Below are 16,260 nucleotides of genomic sequence, written 5' to 3'. Positions count from 1 at the left end.
CTCTGGAGGTCGCCATGGAGCGCACCCACGCCTGCAAGCTGAAGTTCGAGCAGGCCCATCCCGACGACTGGGTTGCCTTCAACGGATGGCCGGCGATGCCAACGACGGTGACGCGCGCGGAGGCCGCCAGCGGGCTGCGAAAGGCGCGTCGACTCGGGCGCGTGCTGGTGGAAGGGTCGCACCGCTACCGGCTGATCGGTTCGAACACCGTGATCCTTCGCCCTCGCTGATTTGGGGGGCAGGGGCCGTCAACCCATCCCGGCCTGCTGCAGCACCTCGACGAAACCTCGGCTCATCAGCTCGAGTTCGTCCTCCGGGAAGTTGAAGCGCTCGAAGACGGCGTTCATGCCGCCGAACGCACGTGCCATGGCGGCGGCCACCAGATCGGCGTCCATTTCGACGGCGCCGCGGCCGAGGTAACGGCTGCCGGCCACGCAGGACAGCAGCAGTTTGATGCTGTCGTCGACCTGGTTGAAGAAGAACGCCCAGTAGGGCCACTCGGCTTCGAGGCGGCGCAGCAGCGACCGTACTTCAGGGATGTCGACCAGTTCGCGCGGATCGCCGTTGTACCCGTCCACCACCAGCGTCATCTGGCCGCGGTAGCGCCAGGCGTCCTCGCGGGTCGCCAGGAAGACCTTCAACCGGGATAGGACAGATGGAAGGTCGGCCTGCTCGACCTCCCGCCGGGAGATCAGCAGCACCACGGGTTCCTGAACGCCTGGCCGCAGATCCATTCTTGGTGCTTGGTTCGTCATCGCTCTTCCTATCAATCCGCGCCGGAGGGGCCACGCTTGCAGATGGTCATCATAATGCGATGGACATCTATCTCGAAGAAGTTCGCGCTGGTCATAGTTTCAAGCACCTATACTGCTCGGAGGATCACCCGAGAGATTCAGCCAACCGCCGCCCAGCATGACCGCCGAGCAGCTACCCACCCTCAGTCAAGCGCAGCGTGACCGCCTGGCATTCATCGAGATGAGGCTCCGCTTCTTCGGCGAGATCCGTCGACAGGACATCGTCGAGCGCTTCGACATCCAGTCGGCAGCGGCGACTCGTGATCTGGCGCTCTACAAGGACCTCGCCTCTCACAACATCGACTACGACGCCAAGGCCAAGTGCTACGTCTTGGGCGATGGCTTCGAGCCGGTCTTCGAATTCCCCCCTGAGCGAGTTCTCGCGTGGCTGACACAAGGCTTTGGTGACGGAGAGCCGTCCGCCTTGAAGTGTGCGGTTGTCAGTGAGATTCCTTCGCGGCTCACGCATCCAGACCTGGATGTGCTGGCGTCGGTTACGCGCGCGATTCATCTGTGCCGCCCCTTGCGCATCGAGTACCACTCGATCAGCAGCGGGCGGTCCACACGCGAGATCGCGCCGTTCGCCTTGATCGATACCGGACTTCGATGGCATGTGCGGGCGTTCGACCGGAAGACGCGCGAGTTCCGAGACTTCGTGATAACGCGGATCAAGAGACCAGTGGTTCTCATGACGCAGTCGATCGCCGAGCACGAAGGTGCGGATCAAGACATCCAGTGGACCCGCATCGTCGAAGTTGAAATTTGCCCCCACCCGGATCAGCCGCGGCCGGAAGTCACTGAAATGGACTACGGCATGTCGGGCGGGGCATTGAGGTTGAAGCTTCGAGCGGCGACGGCGGGTTATGTGCTGCGCAAGTGGAGCGTGGACTGTTCACCAGACCATCATCTGCGTGGCCACGAGTTCAGGCTGTGGCTGAAGGACCCTCTTGCTCTCTACGGCGTCAAGAACGCGGTGCTGGCACCGGGCTACCGCTCGCCCAACCAGTAAACAACGCCAGGCATGAAATGACTTGCGGACAGCGACGCTCATCACCACACCAGCGGCTGAGCCCATCAGGCGACACCCGAGAAGGAGGCGCCAATGATCGAACGGCTTGAGCGCCTGGTCGATGAACTCGGAGCGCTGCACAGCAAGCTGGTGCTGCTCATCGGGCCGCCGAACACGCGCAAGTCGGCGCTGCTGCAGTCCCTCGCACAGATCAAGGGCATCGAGCCGCTGAATGTCGGTGCTGAACTGGGCAGACGGCTCGCGGCCATTCCCCAGCGGCAGCGCCACTTGCAGACCACAGCGATCCTGCGAGAGCTGGCCGATCAACATGCTGCCGGTGACTTGCTGTTGCTCGACAACCTCGAGCTGCTGTTCGACCGTTCCCTGCACCTTGATCCGCTCGATCTTCTGAAGCGTCACGCTCACGCGAGGCGAGTGGTAGCAGTGTGGCCTGGCGAGTTGCAAGGCGACGCCAGGACGGGGCGGCTGATTTACGCCGACATGGGGCACCCAGAGCACCAGGATTACAGCCTTGCAGGCGTGGTCCCGTTTGAAGTTCAGAACTAGGGAAGCGAACAAGACATGCGCTACGGCGACCTCATTCAATTTGAACCGATCGAATCGGTCATCCAACTGCTCGACGCCAACCGTCCGGACGAGGCCAAGAAGCTCGTCGCGACTTACGTCATGTCGGACGACATGGCCGAGCGGATCGCCAAGCAAATGATCCCGCAGCTTTCCTTCGACGAGTCCGTCGACCACATGGGCGTGCTGGTGGTCGGCAACTACGGCACCGGTAAGTCGCACTTGATGTCAGTGCTGTCCCTGGTGGCTGAGGACGCGGCCTACCAGCCCATGATCCGTCACCCCAAGGTCGCTGAAGCAGCGGGGAAGATCGCTGGCAAGTTCAAGGTCCACCGCATCGAGATCTCCAGCCAGATGTCGCTGCGGGACATCATCACCCAGGAGCTTGAGCTCTTCCTCGAAAAGAACGGTGTCAGCTACTCGTTCCCGGCTGCCGACAAGGTGGTCAACAACAAGGCGGCGTTCGAGGAGATGATGGCCGCGTTCGCCGAGGTTCACCCCAACCACGGCGTGCTCCTGGTGGTCGACGAGTTTCTCGACTACCTGCGCTCGCGCAAGGACCACGACTTGGTGCTGGACCTGTCGTTCCTGCGTGAGATCGGTGAAGTCACCAAGCACCTGCGGTTCCGCTTCGTGGCGGGGGTGCAGGAGGCCATCTTCGACAGCAACCGCTTCCAGCACGTCGCTGACAGCCTGCGCCGGGTGAAGGACCGGTTCACCCAAGTTCTGCTGGCCCGGCAAGACGTGAGCTTCGTGGTCGCCGAGCGCCTGTTGAAGAAGACAGCGGACCAACAGCACAAGATCCGGACCTACCTCACCAAGTTCGCCAAGTTCTACAGCTCGATGAACGAGCGCATGGACGAGTACGTGCGGCTGTTCCCCGTTCACCCGGAGTACATCGGCACCTTCGAGCGCCTGGTCTTCACCGAGAAGCGCGGTGCCCTGGTCACCCTGCGCGACCAGATCCAGGCCGTCTTGACTGAAGACGTCCCGGATGATCGGCCGGGCTTGATCGGGTACGACAAGTTTTGGGCAACCATCACATCGAACGGCGTGCTGCGTTCTGACCCCAGCATCGGTCCGGTGCTGAAGGTGTCCGAAGTCCTGGCCGAACGCGTCCTCAAGGCATTCACCCGGCCGGCCTACAAGCCGATGGCGCTGCGCGTGATTGCCGGCCTGTCGGTGCATCGGCTGACGACGGGCGGCGACATCTACGTGCCGGTCGGTCCAACCGCTGCCGAACTGCGCGACACGCTGTGTCTGTACCAGCCTGGTATCGAGGACATGGGTGGCGACCCGGCCGACGATCTGCTCACAGCAGTGCAGACAACCCTCCGCGAGATCGTCAAGACGGTCAACGGCCAGTTCATCTCGAAGGCGCCGGACACCGAGCAGTACTTCCTCGACCTCAAGAAGGACGTCGACTACGACGCTCAGATCGAAAAGCGTGCCGAGGCCTTGTCGGATGACGCGTTGGACCGCGCCTACTACGGCGCCGTCAAGCAGTTGATGGAGCGCACCGACGAGAGCACCTACGTCACGGGTCATCAGATCTGGCAGTACCAGATTGAATGGCAAGACCGCCGCGTCGAACGCAACGGGTACCTGTTCTTCGGTGCCCCGAACGACCGGCCCACCGCCCAGCCCGAGCGCGACTTCTACGTCTACTTCATCCAGCCCTTCGAGCCGCCACGCTTCCGAGACGAGAACAAGTCGGATGAGGTGTTCATCCGGCTCAAGGGCCTGGATGACGCCATCAAGCGCCACCTGGCCTTCTACGCGGCGGCACAGGACCTTGCTTCCACCGCCAGCGGTGGCGCGAAGGCCGTCTACCTGGACAAGGCCAAGGACGCGCTGCGCGACATGAGCAAGTGGCTCCAGGAGAAGCAGATGAGTGCCTTCGAGGTCACGTACCAGGGCAAGTCCAAGACTCTGCAGGACTGGGCCAAGGGCGTCTCCATACGCGACAAGCTGCGCCTGGGATCGGATGAGCGCGCCAACTTCCGCGACATCGTCAACGTCGTTTCCGGGCTGGCGCTCAATCAGCAGTTCGCCGAGGTCTCGCCCGAGTACCCGACCTTCCCGGTGCTGGTCACCGAATCCAACCGCAAACAGTTGGTCGGCAACGCACTGAAGGCGCTGGCCGGCGGCACACGCACCAAGGACGCCAACGCCATCCTCGACGCCCTGGAGATGCTGGATGGCGACCGCATCGAGCCAGGGCGTTCGCGGTACTCGCAAGAAGTGCTGAGTCGCTTGAAAGCCAAGGGGCACGGCCAGGTACTGAACCGCAGCGAGCTTGTGAGCGGACAGACCGACGTGGAGTACTTCCACCCGGTGAAATTCCGCCTTGAGCCGGACCTGCTTGTGGCCGTGCTGGGCGGCCTCGTCTACTCCGGCGACATCGTGCTGGCCATCACAGGCGACAAGATCGACTCCGGCAAGATCACGCTTCTGGCCGAGCGCGGCCTGGAAGAGCTCAAGCAGTTCAAGCATGTCGAGGCGCCGAAGGAGATCAACGTCTCCGTTCTGCGATCGCTGTTCGAACTGCTTGGCCTGTCGCCCGGCCTGGCACAACTCGCGACGCAAGGTTCGGAAGAACCCGTCAAGCAGCTTCTCGAAGCCGTGTCCAAGCTGGTCGGCCGCGTGCTCACGGCGGGCACCGATCTTCAAGGCAAGCTCACCTTCTGGGGCAAGCCGCTCCTCACGGACGACGAGGTTCGCGACTGGCGCACCCGGCTCGAATCGCTCAAGACCTTCGCGGAGGGGCTGACTCCCTACAACACGGTCGGCAAGCTGAAGAACCTGCGCATTGGTTCCGACGACATCGACGCCCAAAAGAAGAGCCTCGAGGTTCTGGCCGCCGTTGAAAAGCTGCTGGAGCTGGTGACCGAGTTGGGCAGCACGGCCGCCTACTTGTCCCAGGCCGAAATGGTGCTGTCCAGCGACCACGCATGGGTGAAGAAGGCACAGAGCGCACGCACGGACATCCTGGACAAGCTCGCGCTGGACCGCAACGCCCAGCATGCCGCCGAGTACCGGCAGACCCTGGCCCAGCTCAAGAAGGACTATCTCGCCGCCTACATCGCCCAGCACAGCAAGGCTCGCCTGGGCGTCACGGAGGACAAGACCAAGTCTGCATTGCGCAAGGACTCGCGTCTGGTGGCCATGCGTGCCCTGGCTGGCATCTCGCTGATGCCCACCAGCCAGCTGACCGCCTTCGATGACAAGCTGGACAAGCTCAAGAGTTGCGCATCGCTCGTCGAGTCGGAACTGTCGGCCAGCCCCTACTGCCCGCACTGCAGCTTCCGACCAGCCAACGAGCAAGGCGACTTCCTGCCGGCCGCCAACGTGCTCAAGCAACTGGATGATGAGCTGGACAAGTTGCTCGACGGCTGGCAGCAGACGCTGCTGGACAACCTGGACGACCCGATCATCCAGGCCAACCTCGACTTGCTGAAAGCAGCCCCCCGCGAACTGATCAAGAAGTTTGTGGCGGCCAAGAAGCTGGCTGACCCCGTCACCCCGGACTTTGTCAGCGCCGTGCAGGAGGCACTGTCAGGGCTGGAGAAGATCGGCGTCAGCGGCGACGAGATCAAGAAGGCGCTGCTGCAAGGCGGCTCACCGGCCACGCCGGACGACTTGCGCAAGCGATTCGAGGCCTTCTTGAACGAACGCTGCAAGGGCAAGGATGCCAGCAAGCTCAGGTTCGTGGTGGAGTGAGCATGACCGAGATGCCGGCCGAGCAATTGCTCGATACCTTTGCTTCAACCGACGATTCCGCGGTGCGGGTCCAGGCGCTCACAGACCTGATGACGGCGAAGGTCATTCCGAAGCGCGCTGACGATGCGCGCTTCGACGCCGGCCTTCACCGATGGATCTCGGTCGCCAACACACCCGAGGCGGCTCCTAGAGACCGCTTGCTGGCGATCGCAGAGTTGATCCGGGCCACGCAGCAACTGAAGAAGCGCCAACCTGCCTTGATCAAGCTGATCCAACCAGGGTTGCAGCAACCATTGCCGCCGTTGGCCGTGCTGGAGGACTCGGAGGCTCGGCTGAATGTTGCGCGCGCATGCTCGCAGACCGATACGCCGTGGCTGCAGACCTACCTCGCAGCGAGCCTCGCTACCGAAGCGGCACCGAAGCCACGCGCCGAGTTGATGGAAAGCATCGTGTCTCGCTCCGGAACGATCGCCGACGTCTTGGCGCTGATGTCCACGGCGTTCGAAGGGCAGCATCCCCAAACCGAGAACCCCGCTGACTCGTTGGCGAAACGTCTCGCCAAGGCGTTGGAGACGTTCAGATCAACCGTGCGCGCATCGCTTCTCGACGCGGGTGCTGATGTTGGGAAGCGTCTGGATGCGCTGCTGCGAACCGCCCTGGCCTCAACCGGAAAGCCCCAGTCTGACGACGCACAGATCGAGCTGACCCGTGAGGTCGCTCTCACCCTGCACGATCTGGTTCGGTCGCGCTTTTCTCTCGCCACCGAACCCCAGACGTTCTTGGCGCTGCAGTACTGCCGTAGCTTCTTCGCGGGCATCTCTTGGCCGCGCGAGCTGCAGGCGGAAATGGACCTTTTGGTCCAGGATGTGTCGGAAGCGCTGGTCATGCTTGGCCGCATGGGAGTGCCCAATCAAGACCTGCTCAGTCGGCTTGAACTCGTGTGCGGCATCAAGGAGCGCGCTCGGGTGGTGGCCAGTCACTTGGCCGACAAACACACCGAGATCGATGAGTCCATCAGAGGTTGGCTGCGTACGGGCCGCTTGGTGACGCCGATCGCTGCAAGCGACGTTCTCCAGGAATCGCTGCTGACAAGCGTGGACGAAGCCCTGGGTTTGGCGCTGATCGAGGCCCGCACTTTCAAGGCCAGCAGCGAAGCCGAGCAGCGGTTGACCAGTTCGCTGGAGATCTTCGATCCGGCGCTCGTGGGCCTCTTCAGGGGGATCGTGACGCAGTCGATCGCTATGCACAACGCCATCGAGGACTTGGCCAAACGGCGCGGTCTGGAACTGGTCGGTGGAGTCGGGGACGAGATCGAGTTCTCGCCGAAGTATTTTGACGCCTTAGGTGCACTACATGGCACTCGCGCCACGGTGCGCAGACCGGCCATCGTCAGATCACCCAGCGTCGGGGCGGTCGGTACAGTCGTCAAGAAGGGCTTGGTCGAATAGCGAACCAATAGAGGGAGACACATGAACATCGAAACCGCAAAGCTGCTCGTCGAAAACTTGCTTGATCGCATCGAGCAGGACCCGTCCAGCGGCAAGTACAAGCTCGGCACGATTTCGGCCAAAGAGAAGCAGGCACTTCAAACCCTGCTCGCCGCTCCTGGCGATGTGCCGGAAGCCCCAGCGCTCGTGCCGGTCGTACCTACGGCTGCGATTCCCACGCCCACCACGCCACCGGTTGAACCCACAGCGCCCGCACCGGCGGCCGCCGTTACGGTGGAGTTGAAGCTTGAGGCCTTGGATCGAGGCAAGGCTGACGACCCGCATGTCACTGTGTGCCTTGACTTCGGAACTGCCATGTCCAAGGCGTTCGCGATACAAGGCGACTCCACACCTGTGGAACTCGCCCTGGGCAAGCGCGCGGGTGCATCGGGCTACCCGGTGGACTCGTCCATTTTCATCTCAGACGACGGAATCCTTCACTTCGGGCCACAGGCCGTTGATCTGGGTACCGCTGCAGCGCCCCTGGGCCGCGTTCGCTTTGACTCGCCCAAAGCCAGGCTCAGCATGGGCCAGCAGTTGGACATCTACCGAGCCCAGGTGGCCAAGGAGATCAACCCGATCAGCGACATACCCATCTCGGAAGGTGAACTGATCACGCTGTACCTGGGATACCTGACAGACCTGGCCACATCGGAGCTTCAGGCGCACGGCGTGTCCCGATACTGCGCCCGCCGCTTTGCGAGGCCGTGCTGGAGTGAAGAGCGGAACAAATGGGCAGAGCCACTGCTTCGCAAGATGCTGGCGCAGGCGCAGATCCTCGCGGACACGTTCCACGATCAGTGGCGCAGCGGCATTCCGATCGCAAAGGCCAAGGCGGCACTGGAACAGATCAAGTTGCTGCCTGGGCTGCCTGACTACCTGCTCACCGAAGGCATACCTGAGCCTGTGGCAGCTGCAGCAAGCCTGATGTTGACGGAGGAGGCTCAGCGCGAGCTCTTCATGGTGGTGGATGTTGGCGCCGGCACCACCGACTACGGCCTGTTCCTGTTGCAGCACAACCCTGAGAAGGATGTTTGCCTCGTTCGCATCGTGCCGGGAACGGTGAAGGTGCTGGAGCAAGCGGGCAACCGGGTCGATGACCTGCTGAAGTTCTTTGTTCTGGAACTGGAGGGGATCGACAAAGCCAGCCCCGAAGGTGCCCACAATCTCAGCTTCCTTCAGAGCACGATCCGTCTTCAGAAGGAGGCGCTCTTTCGCGACGGCCAGGTGGAGATCCCTTTGGCCAACCGTTCGCGCGCCGTTGTCCACCTCGACGCATTCCTGGCCAGCTCACGCGTCAAGGCATTCAGTCAGCAGCTTCAGCGTGAACTCTTGCAGGCACTTGGCGCAGCGGGCGACGGCTATCTGGACCTGATGGCCGACAGTCATCTCAACGTGGTGCTCACTGGTGGCGGTGCCGATCTGCCCATGGTGCAGGAGCTGGCCACTGAAGTCGTGGAGGTTCGCGGCCGTCGAATCCTGCGCAAACCGATCCCCCATGTGCCAACGTGGATCACTGAGCGCTATCCGCAGTTTGCGCCGCAGTACCCGCAGCTGGCCGTGGCTATCGGTGGCGCCAACCCGGAGCTGCCAACCGTGGCGCCCAGCTTCGATGACTTCAAGGGGCTGCGTCGGCCCACGTACACGGCATGAGCGCGGTCTCGCCATTGATCCGGGTCGCTGATGACACGCGATGAGCTGATCGCCGCGCTGAACTCCATCGAGTGGAGCGATGTCGAGTTCAAGGAGGCCACGTGGGAGGTGCCCAGGAACGCGCTGTCCACCGTGAGCGCCTTCGCGAACACCGAAGGTGGGCACCTGGTGTTCGGTGTCAGGGAAACGAACGGCACGTTCACGGTCACGGGCGTGGTCGACGCTGACAAGTTGCAGAACACCTTTCTGGGACAGGTGCGCGACCCCAACAAGATCAGCGCGCTGTTGCCGATCACGGGCCAAGTGCATCAGATGCCAGAAGGCGTCGTGCTGGCGTTCTTCGTTCCCGAAGCAGCGCGGAACCAGAAGCCGGTGCACCTGGATCGCAACCCCAGGAACTCGTACATCCGCCGCGGAGGGCGTGACGACACCTGCACGGCTGACGAGCTGATGCGGCTGATGCGTGACGCGTCGCCCACCCGCTACGACGCAGAGCCGCTGGCGCTCGATGTCGGCCGCTGTTTCGACGACCAGTCGGTCCGCTGGTACCGCGACATGTTCGGCCGCAGCAACGCCGGTCGAGATGATGGTGATGACGAGCCGACGTTCCTGCGCAAGCGTGGCTTCATCGTGGAGCAAGACGGCAGGCTGATGCCCACCCGGGCGGGTCTGCTGGTGCTGGGTGCCGCCGAGGTTTTGCCGCAGGTGCTACCCCGCATGGTGGTTGATCTGCAGTTGTACCGGCATGCCGTGACCGAGTACTCGCCCACCACACGGTGGGCCGATCGCATCGCAGTGGAAGGCAATCTGGTGCAGGCCTGGCGCACCGTGGTCGACTTCTACTTCCGGCACAGTGAGCGGCCGTTCTCCATCGATGCCGAAACCCTGCGCCGCAGCGACGATCCACCCGACTACGTGTCGTTCCGCGAGGCGGCCATCAACCTGCTGATCCACCAGGACTTCAGCGACCACGGCAGATTGCCGGCCATCCGCATCTACCGCGACTGCACGGAGTTCTTCAACCCCGGCGACGCCTTTCAGTCGCGCGAGAAGTTGCTGGACCCCGGCGACAAGGAGATGCGCAACCCCAGCGTCGTGGCTGCCTTCCGCCGCATCGGCCTGTCCGATCAAGGGGGCACCGGCATCGGCGCCATCTTCGAGAGCTGGCGCCGTCTGGGCTACTTGCCGCCCGAGATCCACAACGACAAGGCGGACAAGACCTTCCGGCTGCGGCTGCCCAAGCAGAAGTTGCAGTCCGAGGCCCAGCTCCTCGCGCTGGCCAGCCTGGGTGCGAACCTGACCCCGCCGCAAGCCGCCGTGGTGGCGTTCTTGCTGCTGCGCGGCGAGGCGGACGTGGCCGACATCAAGGCGCTGACCGGGCTGAGCGGGCCACAGGCGCGAGGCCTGGCGCAGGAACTGGCCGTGCAAGTGCTGGTGGATCCCATCGTGGACGGCGACCCCCATGTCCGCCTGGCGGCCCACCTGCGGGCACGCTTTGCCCCGGAGGCAGACGGTTCTGCGCAGGAAAATCAAGGACTTAGCGGCACTGACCCCGGAGCGGGCGGGACCGTACAAGTGACCGATCAAGTCGCGCAAGGCGCCAGACCACTTGTACAGGCACTTGAACGGTTGAGCGATGTGCAGTGGAAGATCGTGGCCCACAGCGACGCCCCGCGAGCCATGGCGGAGCTGCTGCGCATCACCGGGTACAGCCAGCGGGCCCACTTCCGCAGCCAGCATCTGGAGCCACTGCTGCGGGCTGGCATCCTGCGCATGACGATTCCAGACAAGCCCCGCTCCTCGGCCCAGCGCTACGTGCTGACAGAGAACGGCATTCGCCTGAAGGCGTGGCGTGCACTGAACTCACCGACAACATGACTGACTTGATCCAACATGCCGCAACCGCCGGCCCTGTCGAATGCCTGGGCCAGACATTCCCGAGCGACGAAGCCCGCCGCGGGCACTTCCTGGGCTTGCTCGCCGAGAAGCTGAAGGACCCCGCGTTCCGGAAGCAGGAGGGTTTCCCCAAGGGAACCGACGAAGCCATCCTGGCGATGTCGGACCCGCCGTACTACACCGCTTGCCCGAATCCCTGGCTGGCGGACTTCGTCCGGCACTATGGGAAGCCCTACGACCCGAGTGAGAAGTACAGCCGCGAGCCACTAGCTATCGATGTGTCTGAGGGCAAGACGGATCCCCTTTACAAGGCGCATGCGTACCACACGAAAGTACCGCACCTGGCAATCGTTCCATCGATCATTCACTACACAAAGCCTGGCGATGTTGTCCTCGATGGTTTTGCCGGCTCAGGCATGACCGGAGTAGCAGCGCAGTGGTGCGGGGCGGCGCCAGCGGTATACCGCCATGAACTGGAACTTGCTTGGAAAAGGGATGGACGCCCGGCACCTGATTGGGGTGCGCGTCGTGTGGTTCTCAACGATCTGTCGCCAGCCGCCACTTTCATCGGCGCCAACTACAACCTGCCGTTCGAAGTGGAGTCCTTCGGAAGTGCCGGGAAGCACGTGCTGAAGGCTTTGGAGCAGGAGATCGGATGGATGTACGAGACGCTGCACTCCGACGGCAAGACGAAAGGACGAATCGAGTACACGGTCTGGAGCGAGGTCTTCACCTGCCCGGAGTGCGCCGGGAAGGTGAACTTTCTGGACGAAGCGCTGGAAGATGAGAGCAAGCGTGTACGCGAGACATTCCCATGTCCGCATTGCGGCGCACAACTCAACAAAGACCGACTTGAGCGAGTACTCGAGACTCGGATCGACCCAGCAAGTGGCAAGCCTTGGCAGCGAGTCAAGTTCGACCTTTCGTCGATCGTTTACGCAGTGGGCAAGACGCGATACGAAAAGTCGCCGGACGCAAGTGACATGGCCACCGTCGCGCGAATCGAGGCGATGCCCATACCTGCCGGCCTTCCTACCGATCGGTTTCCGATCGAGGACATGTATCACGGCTCCCGGATCGCCCCAAAGGGCTTTACGTCGATGCACCACTTCTACTTGCCGAGGGCCGGCCATGCGATGGCCGCGCTTTGGCGGCTCGCTGACGATTGGCCGGAACGGAGGATTTCGGCGATGCTCAAGTTTTTCGTTGAGCAGGGAATTCGCAATCTATCGGTTCTGAATGCATACGAGCCACTTGCCTTCTCTCAGAACGCCCGAGGTCAGAAGGGTGTCTATTACGTTCCCAGCCAACTCTCCGAAGTGGCGCCGTGGTATTTCTTCACCGGCAAGTTGAAGACGATTGAAAAGGCCGCCGCAGGATTTCGGGCTGGGCAAAGCCATGCGGCTATTGCAACCGGTACTGCGGCACGCTTGTGCCTTGATGCCGACTCGATCGACTACGTATTCACGGATCCACCGTTCGGCGAGAACATCTTCTACGCTGACCTTAACTTCATGGTTGAGTCGTGGCACGGCGTGGCCACTGACTCGAAGCCAGAAGCGATCATCGACAAGTTCAAGAACAAGGCGCTGCCAGAGTACCAGCACCTGATGCAGCGCTGCTTCGCGGAGTACCACCGCGTCCTGAAGCCCGGGCGCTGGATGACGGTCGTTTTCTCCAACAGCAAGGCCTCGGTCTGGAACGCGATCCAGGTGGCCCTTCAGCAGGCCGGCTTCGTTGTGGCCGAAGTCTCCGCGCTCGACAAGGTTCAGGGCAGCTACCGCCAGATGACGTCGACGACGGCCGTCAAGCAGGACCTCGTCATCTCGGCCTACAAGCCCAACGGTGGGCTGGAGCAGCGGCTCGCCGAACGGGGCGCCACGCCCGACTCGGCATGGGACTTCGTCCAAACGCACTTGGGCCAGTTGTCGGTGATCAAGGTCAAGGACGGCGCACTCGAGTTCATCGTTGAACGCGATCCGCGTCGGATCTACGACCGCTTGGTCGCATGGTTCGTCCGGCACGATTCGCCGGTACCGCTGTCGAGCGACGAGTTCCTGAGCGGCATCCGCAGCCGCTTCCCTGAGCGGGACGGCATGGTGTTCCTGCCCACCCAGGTGGCGGCCTACGACAAGAAGCGAGCCCAGGTTGCCCAGGCGCCGCAGATGGAGCTTTTCGTCAGTGATGAGCGCAGTGCCATCGACTGGTTGAGCGACTTCCTGAAGTCCAAGCCATCCACATACCAGGAACTGCACCCCGAGTTCATCACGCAGCTCGGCGCCGGTTGGAAGAAGCACGAGACGCGCCCCGAGCTCTCAGCGCTGTTGGAAAACAACTTCCTCAAGTACGACGGCACCGGGGATGTGCCCAGCCAGATCCATGCCTACTTGTCCAACGGCTGGCGGGACCTGCGCAACCTTGAGAAGAACGATCCGCAGTTGCAGGCCAAGGCCAAGGACCGCTGGTTCGTGCCGGACCCCGGCAACGCGCGCCAGCTCGAACAGAAGCGCGAGAAGGCGCTGCTCAAGGAGTTCGACCTGTACATGGCCTCAACGGGCCGCCGCCTGAAGGAGTTCCGCCTGGAGGTGCTGCGCGCTGGCTTCAAGGCTGCATGGGGCCAAAAGGACTACCAGACCATCATCAAGGTGGCGCAGAAGATCCCTGAAGAGGCGCTGCAGGAAGACGAGAAGCTGCTGCTCTGGTACGACCAGGCCCTGACGCGCACGGAATCTGGGGCCTGATGGCGGGAAGCGAGCAACCCACTGATGCACACGCCGTTGGCGCGTGGTGTTGGCACGCGCGCCATGCCGCGCCCTGCCGCGTGGTGGACAGGCAGGACATGTGGGGCGAAACCGCCTACCGCGTGTGGCTGCCCACCAAAGACGCGGTGGTGCGCGCGCGCTCGCAGGATCTGGCTCAGCTCGACAGCATCCAGCCCACGGTTGAGCACATCCTCCATACGGCAGCGGCGGCCAAGCTGCTGGATGCCCTGGAAGACAACCTGCTGCTGGCGCCCATCCTGTCCACCGTGGTCCCGCTGCCGCACCAGCTCTACGCGCTCAACCGCGCGATGAGCCAGCACCGCGTTCGCTACCTGCTGGCGGACGAGGTGGGCTTGGGCAAGACCATCGAAGCAGGGTTGATCCTGCGCGAACTGAAGCTGCGCGGCATGGCCAAGCGCATCCTGGTGGTAGCACCCAAGGGGTTGGTGCGCCAATGGCAGGCCGAGATGCGCTTGCACTTCGGGGAGAAGCTGCAGTTCGTCGACCCGGCGGAATTGGCTGCCTTCCGGCATTGGCGCAACGATGAAGAGAACCTCTGGCGGCTGCACGACCAGGTGATTTGCTCTCTGGACTCGGTCAAGCCGATCGAAGGGCGTAAAGGCTGGAGCCCGGAGCAGCTGAATAACTACAACCGTGAGCGCTTCGAGGACCTGATTTCAGCTTCTTGGGATCTGGTGATCATCGACGAGTCGCACCGTATGGGCGGCAGCACCGACCAGGTGGCCCGCTACAAGCTGGGCGCCGCGTTGGCCGAAGCGGCGCCCTACCTGCTGCTGCTTTCCGCCACGCCGCACCAGGGCAAGACTGATCAGTTCCTGCGCCTGATGCAGTTGATCGACCGGGACTCGTTCCCGGATGAAGGCAGCGTCAGCCGAGATCGCGTGCGGCCGTTCGTCATCCGCACCGAAAAGCGGAACGCCATCGATGCGGAAGGCCAGCCGCTCTTCAAGCCCCGGCTCACTCGTCTTCAGGCCGTGGCGTGGCATGACCGGCACGGCGCCCAGCAGCGGTTGTACGAGGCGGTCACCGACTACGTGCGCCATGGCTATAACCAGGCACTGGCGGCCAAGCAGCGGCACATCGGGTTCTTGATGATCCTGATGCAGCGGCTGGTGACGTCCAGCACGGCGGCCATTCGTACCACGCTGGAGAAGCGCCAGGCGCTGCTCAACGAGCCCCAGCCTCAGGCATCGCTGTTCGATTCGCCCGTGATGGACGAGTGGTCCGAACTGGACGGCCAGAGCCAGGTGGACATTGCGGTGCAGACCTCGGGCTGGGTGCAGGAGAAGGCCGAGGTGGACCTGCTGTTGACCTTGGCACGGGAGACCGAAGCCCAGGGCACCGACGCGAAGGCCGAAGCCCTGCTGGAGCTGATCTACAAGCTGCAGCAGGAAGAGAACGACCCGACCCTGAAGGTCTTGATCTTCACGGAGTTCGTACCGACGCAGACCATGCTGGCAGGCTTCTTGGAGAGCCGTGGGTTCTCTGTGGCCCTGCTCAACGGCAGCATGGACCTGGATACGCGCACCAAGGCACAGCAGGCCTTCTCGCGGGACGTTCGGGTTCTGGTGTCAACCGACGCAGGCGGCGAAGGCCTGAACCTGCAGTTCTGCCATGTCATCGTCAACTTCGACATGCCGTGGAACCCCATGCGCATCGAGCAGCGCATTGGTCGTGTGGACCGCATCGGCCAGCGCCATGTGGTTCGGGCCGTCAATTTCGTTCTCGAAGACACAGTGGAGCACCGCGTCCGCCAGGTGTTGGAGACCAAGCTCGAAGTCATCGCCCAGGAATTCGGCGTGGACAAGGCCTCCGACGTGATGGACTCGGTCGAGGCGGAGGCGATGTTCGACGAGGTGTTCGTGCAGGGCTTGCAAGACCCAGGCTCGATCGACAAGGCCTGCGATGCAGTGATCGATCAGGTTCGCGACAAGGTCGCCGACGAACGCAAGAACAGCGACCTGCTGACCGATGCCCATGCGCTGGATGCCGACGATGCCCGCAAGTGGCGCGATCACCCGGCTCAGTACTGGCTGGAGCGCGCCATCACCTCCGGCTTGCCGGCACGTGGCGGCAGCGCCCTGAAAACCGGTGACGCGTGGCGCGTGAAATGGGTCGACGGCAGTGAGTCCAACAAGGTCTGCTTTGACGCCAGGACGGCGGAGCACAACCCGGACCTGGAGTGGATCACTTTGGAGGACCCGCGCGCGAGAGCGGTGATCAGCGAGCTGTCCCGTTGCGTTGCTGCACAGCCCCTGCCGGTGGTCAAGGTCACCGGCCTGCCTGATGCTGTGCAGGGTGTCTGGTCACTGTGGGAAATCAGCCTGTCC

At 62.9% G+C, this 16,260-nt stretch carries 9 protein-coding genes and 1 pseudogene; 9 read left to right on the top strand and 1 reads right to left on the bottom strand.

Annotated elements, in window-relative coordinates; all coding sequences use genetic code 11:
• Positions 1 to 230 (top strand): annotated as a pseudogene (locus tag AB7U92_RS06605) (hypothetical protein); the annotation flags it as partial.
• A gap of 18 nt (positions 231 to 248) precedes the next feature.
• Here the strand turns inward: AB7U92_RS06605 and AB7U92_RS06600 are convergent.
• Positions 249 to 704: a hypothetical protein gene (locus AB7U92_RS06600; protein ID WP_428575383.1), complete on the bottom strand. Its 456-nt coding sequence runs from the start codon at positions 702 to 704 to the stop codon at positions 249 to 251.
• Positions 705 to 912: 208 nt separating this feature from the next.
• Here AB7U92_RS06600 and AB7U92_RS06595 point away from each other — a divergent pair, with 208 nt between their 5' ends.
• From AB7U92_RS06595 to AB7U92_RS06560, 8 genes are all read left to right on the top strand, one after another.
• A complete protein-coding gene (locus tag AB7U92_RS06595; protein ID WP_428575382.1) occupies positions 913 to 1,803 on the top strand; it encodes a helix-turn-helix transcriptional regulator in 891 nt (296 codons plus the stop codon).
• A gap of 93 nt (positions 1,804 to 1,896) precedes the next feature.
• Positions 1,897 to 2,370, top strand: a complete 474-nt coding sequence (brxF, locus tag AB7U92_RS06590) for a BREX-3 system P-loop-containing protein BrxF (RefSeq protein ID WP_428575381.1) — start codon at positions 1,897 to 1,899, stop codon at positions 2,368 to 2,370.
• A 15-nt stretch (positions 2,371 to 2,385) separates the two neighbouring features.
• Positions 2,386 to 6,111, top strand: a complete 3,726-nt coding sequence (locus AB7U92_RS06585) for a DUF6079 family protein (protein WP_428575380.1) — start codon at positions 2,386 to 2,388, stop codon at positions 6,109 to 6,111.
• A gap of 2 nt (positions 6,112 to 6,113) precedes the next feature.
• Positions 6,114 to 7,559, top strand: a complete 1,446-nt coding sequence (locus tag AB7U92_RS06580) for a hypothetical protein (protein WP_428575379.1) — start codon at positions 6,114 to 6,116, stop codon at positions 7,557 to 7,559.
• 21 nt (positions 7,560 to 7,580) lie between these two features.
• Positions 7,581 to 9,251, top strand: coding sequence for a hypothetical protein (locus tag AB7U92_RS06575; protein WP_428575378.1), 1,671 nt, complete (start codon positions 7,581 to 7,583; stop codon positions 9,249 to 9,251).
• Between the two features lie 30 nt (positions 9,252 to 9,281).
• Entirely contained in the window at positions 9,282 to 11,129 is a 1,848-nt protein-coding gene (locus AB7U92_RS06570) for an RNA-binding domain-containing protein (protein ID WP_428575377.1), read from the top strand.
• On the top strand, positions 11,126 to 13,888 hold the full coding sequence (locus tag AB7U92_RS06565) for a DNA methyltransferase (RefSeq protein WP_428575376.1): 2,763 nt from the start codon (positions 11,126 to 11,128) through the stop codon (positions 13,886 to 13,888). Before AB7U92_RS06570 ends, AB7U92_RS06565 begins: the two co-directional genes overlap by 4 nt.
• An 83-nt stretch (positions 13,889 to 13,971) precedes the next feature.
• Positions 13,972 to 16,260, top strand: a 2,289-nt coding sequence (locus tag AB7U92_RS06560) for a DEAD/DEAH box helicase (RefSeq protein WP_428575375.1), incomplete at its 3' end; no start/stop codon positions are given.

The organism is Piscinibacter sp. (assembly GCF_050175855.1).
Lineage (GTDB): Bacteria > Pseudomonadota > Gammaproteobacteria > Burkholderiales > Burkholderiaceae_C > Piscinibacter.
This window is presented reverse-complemented; position numbering and strand designations above follow the sequence as displayed.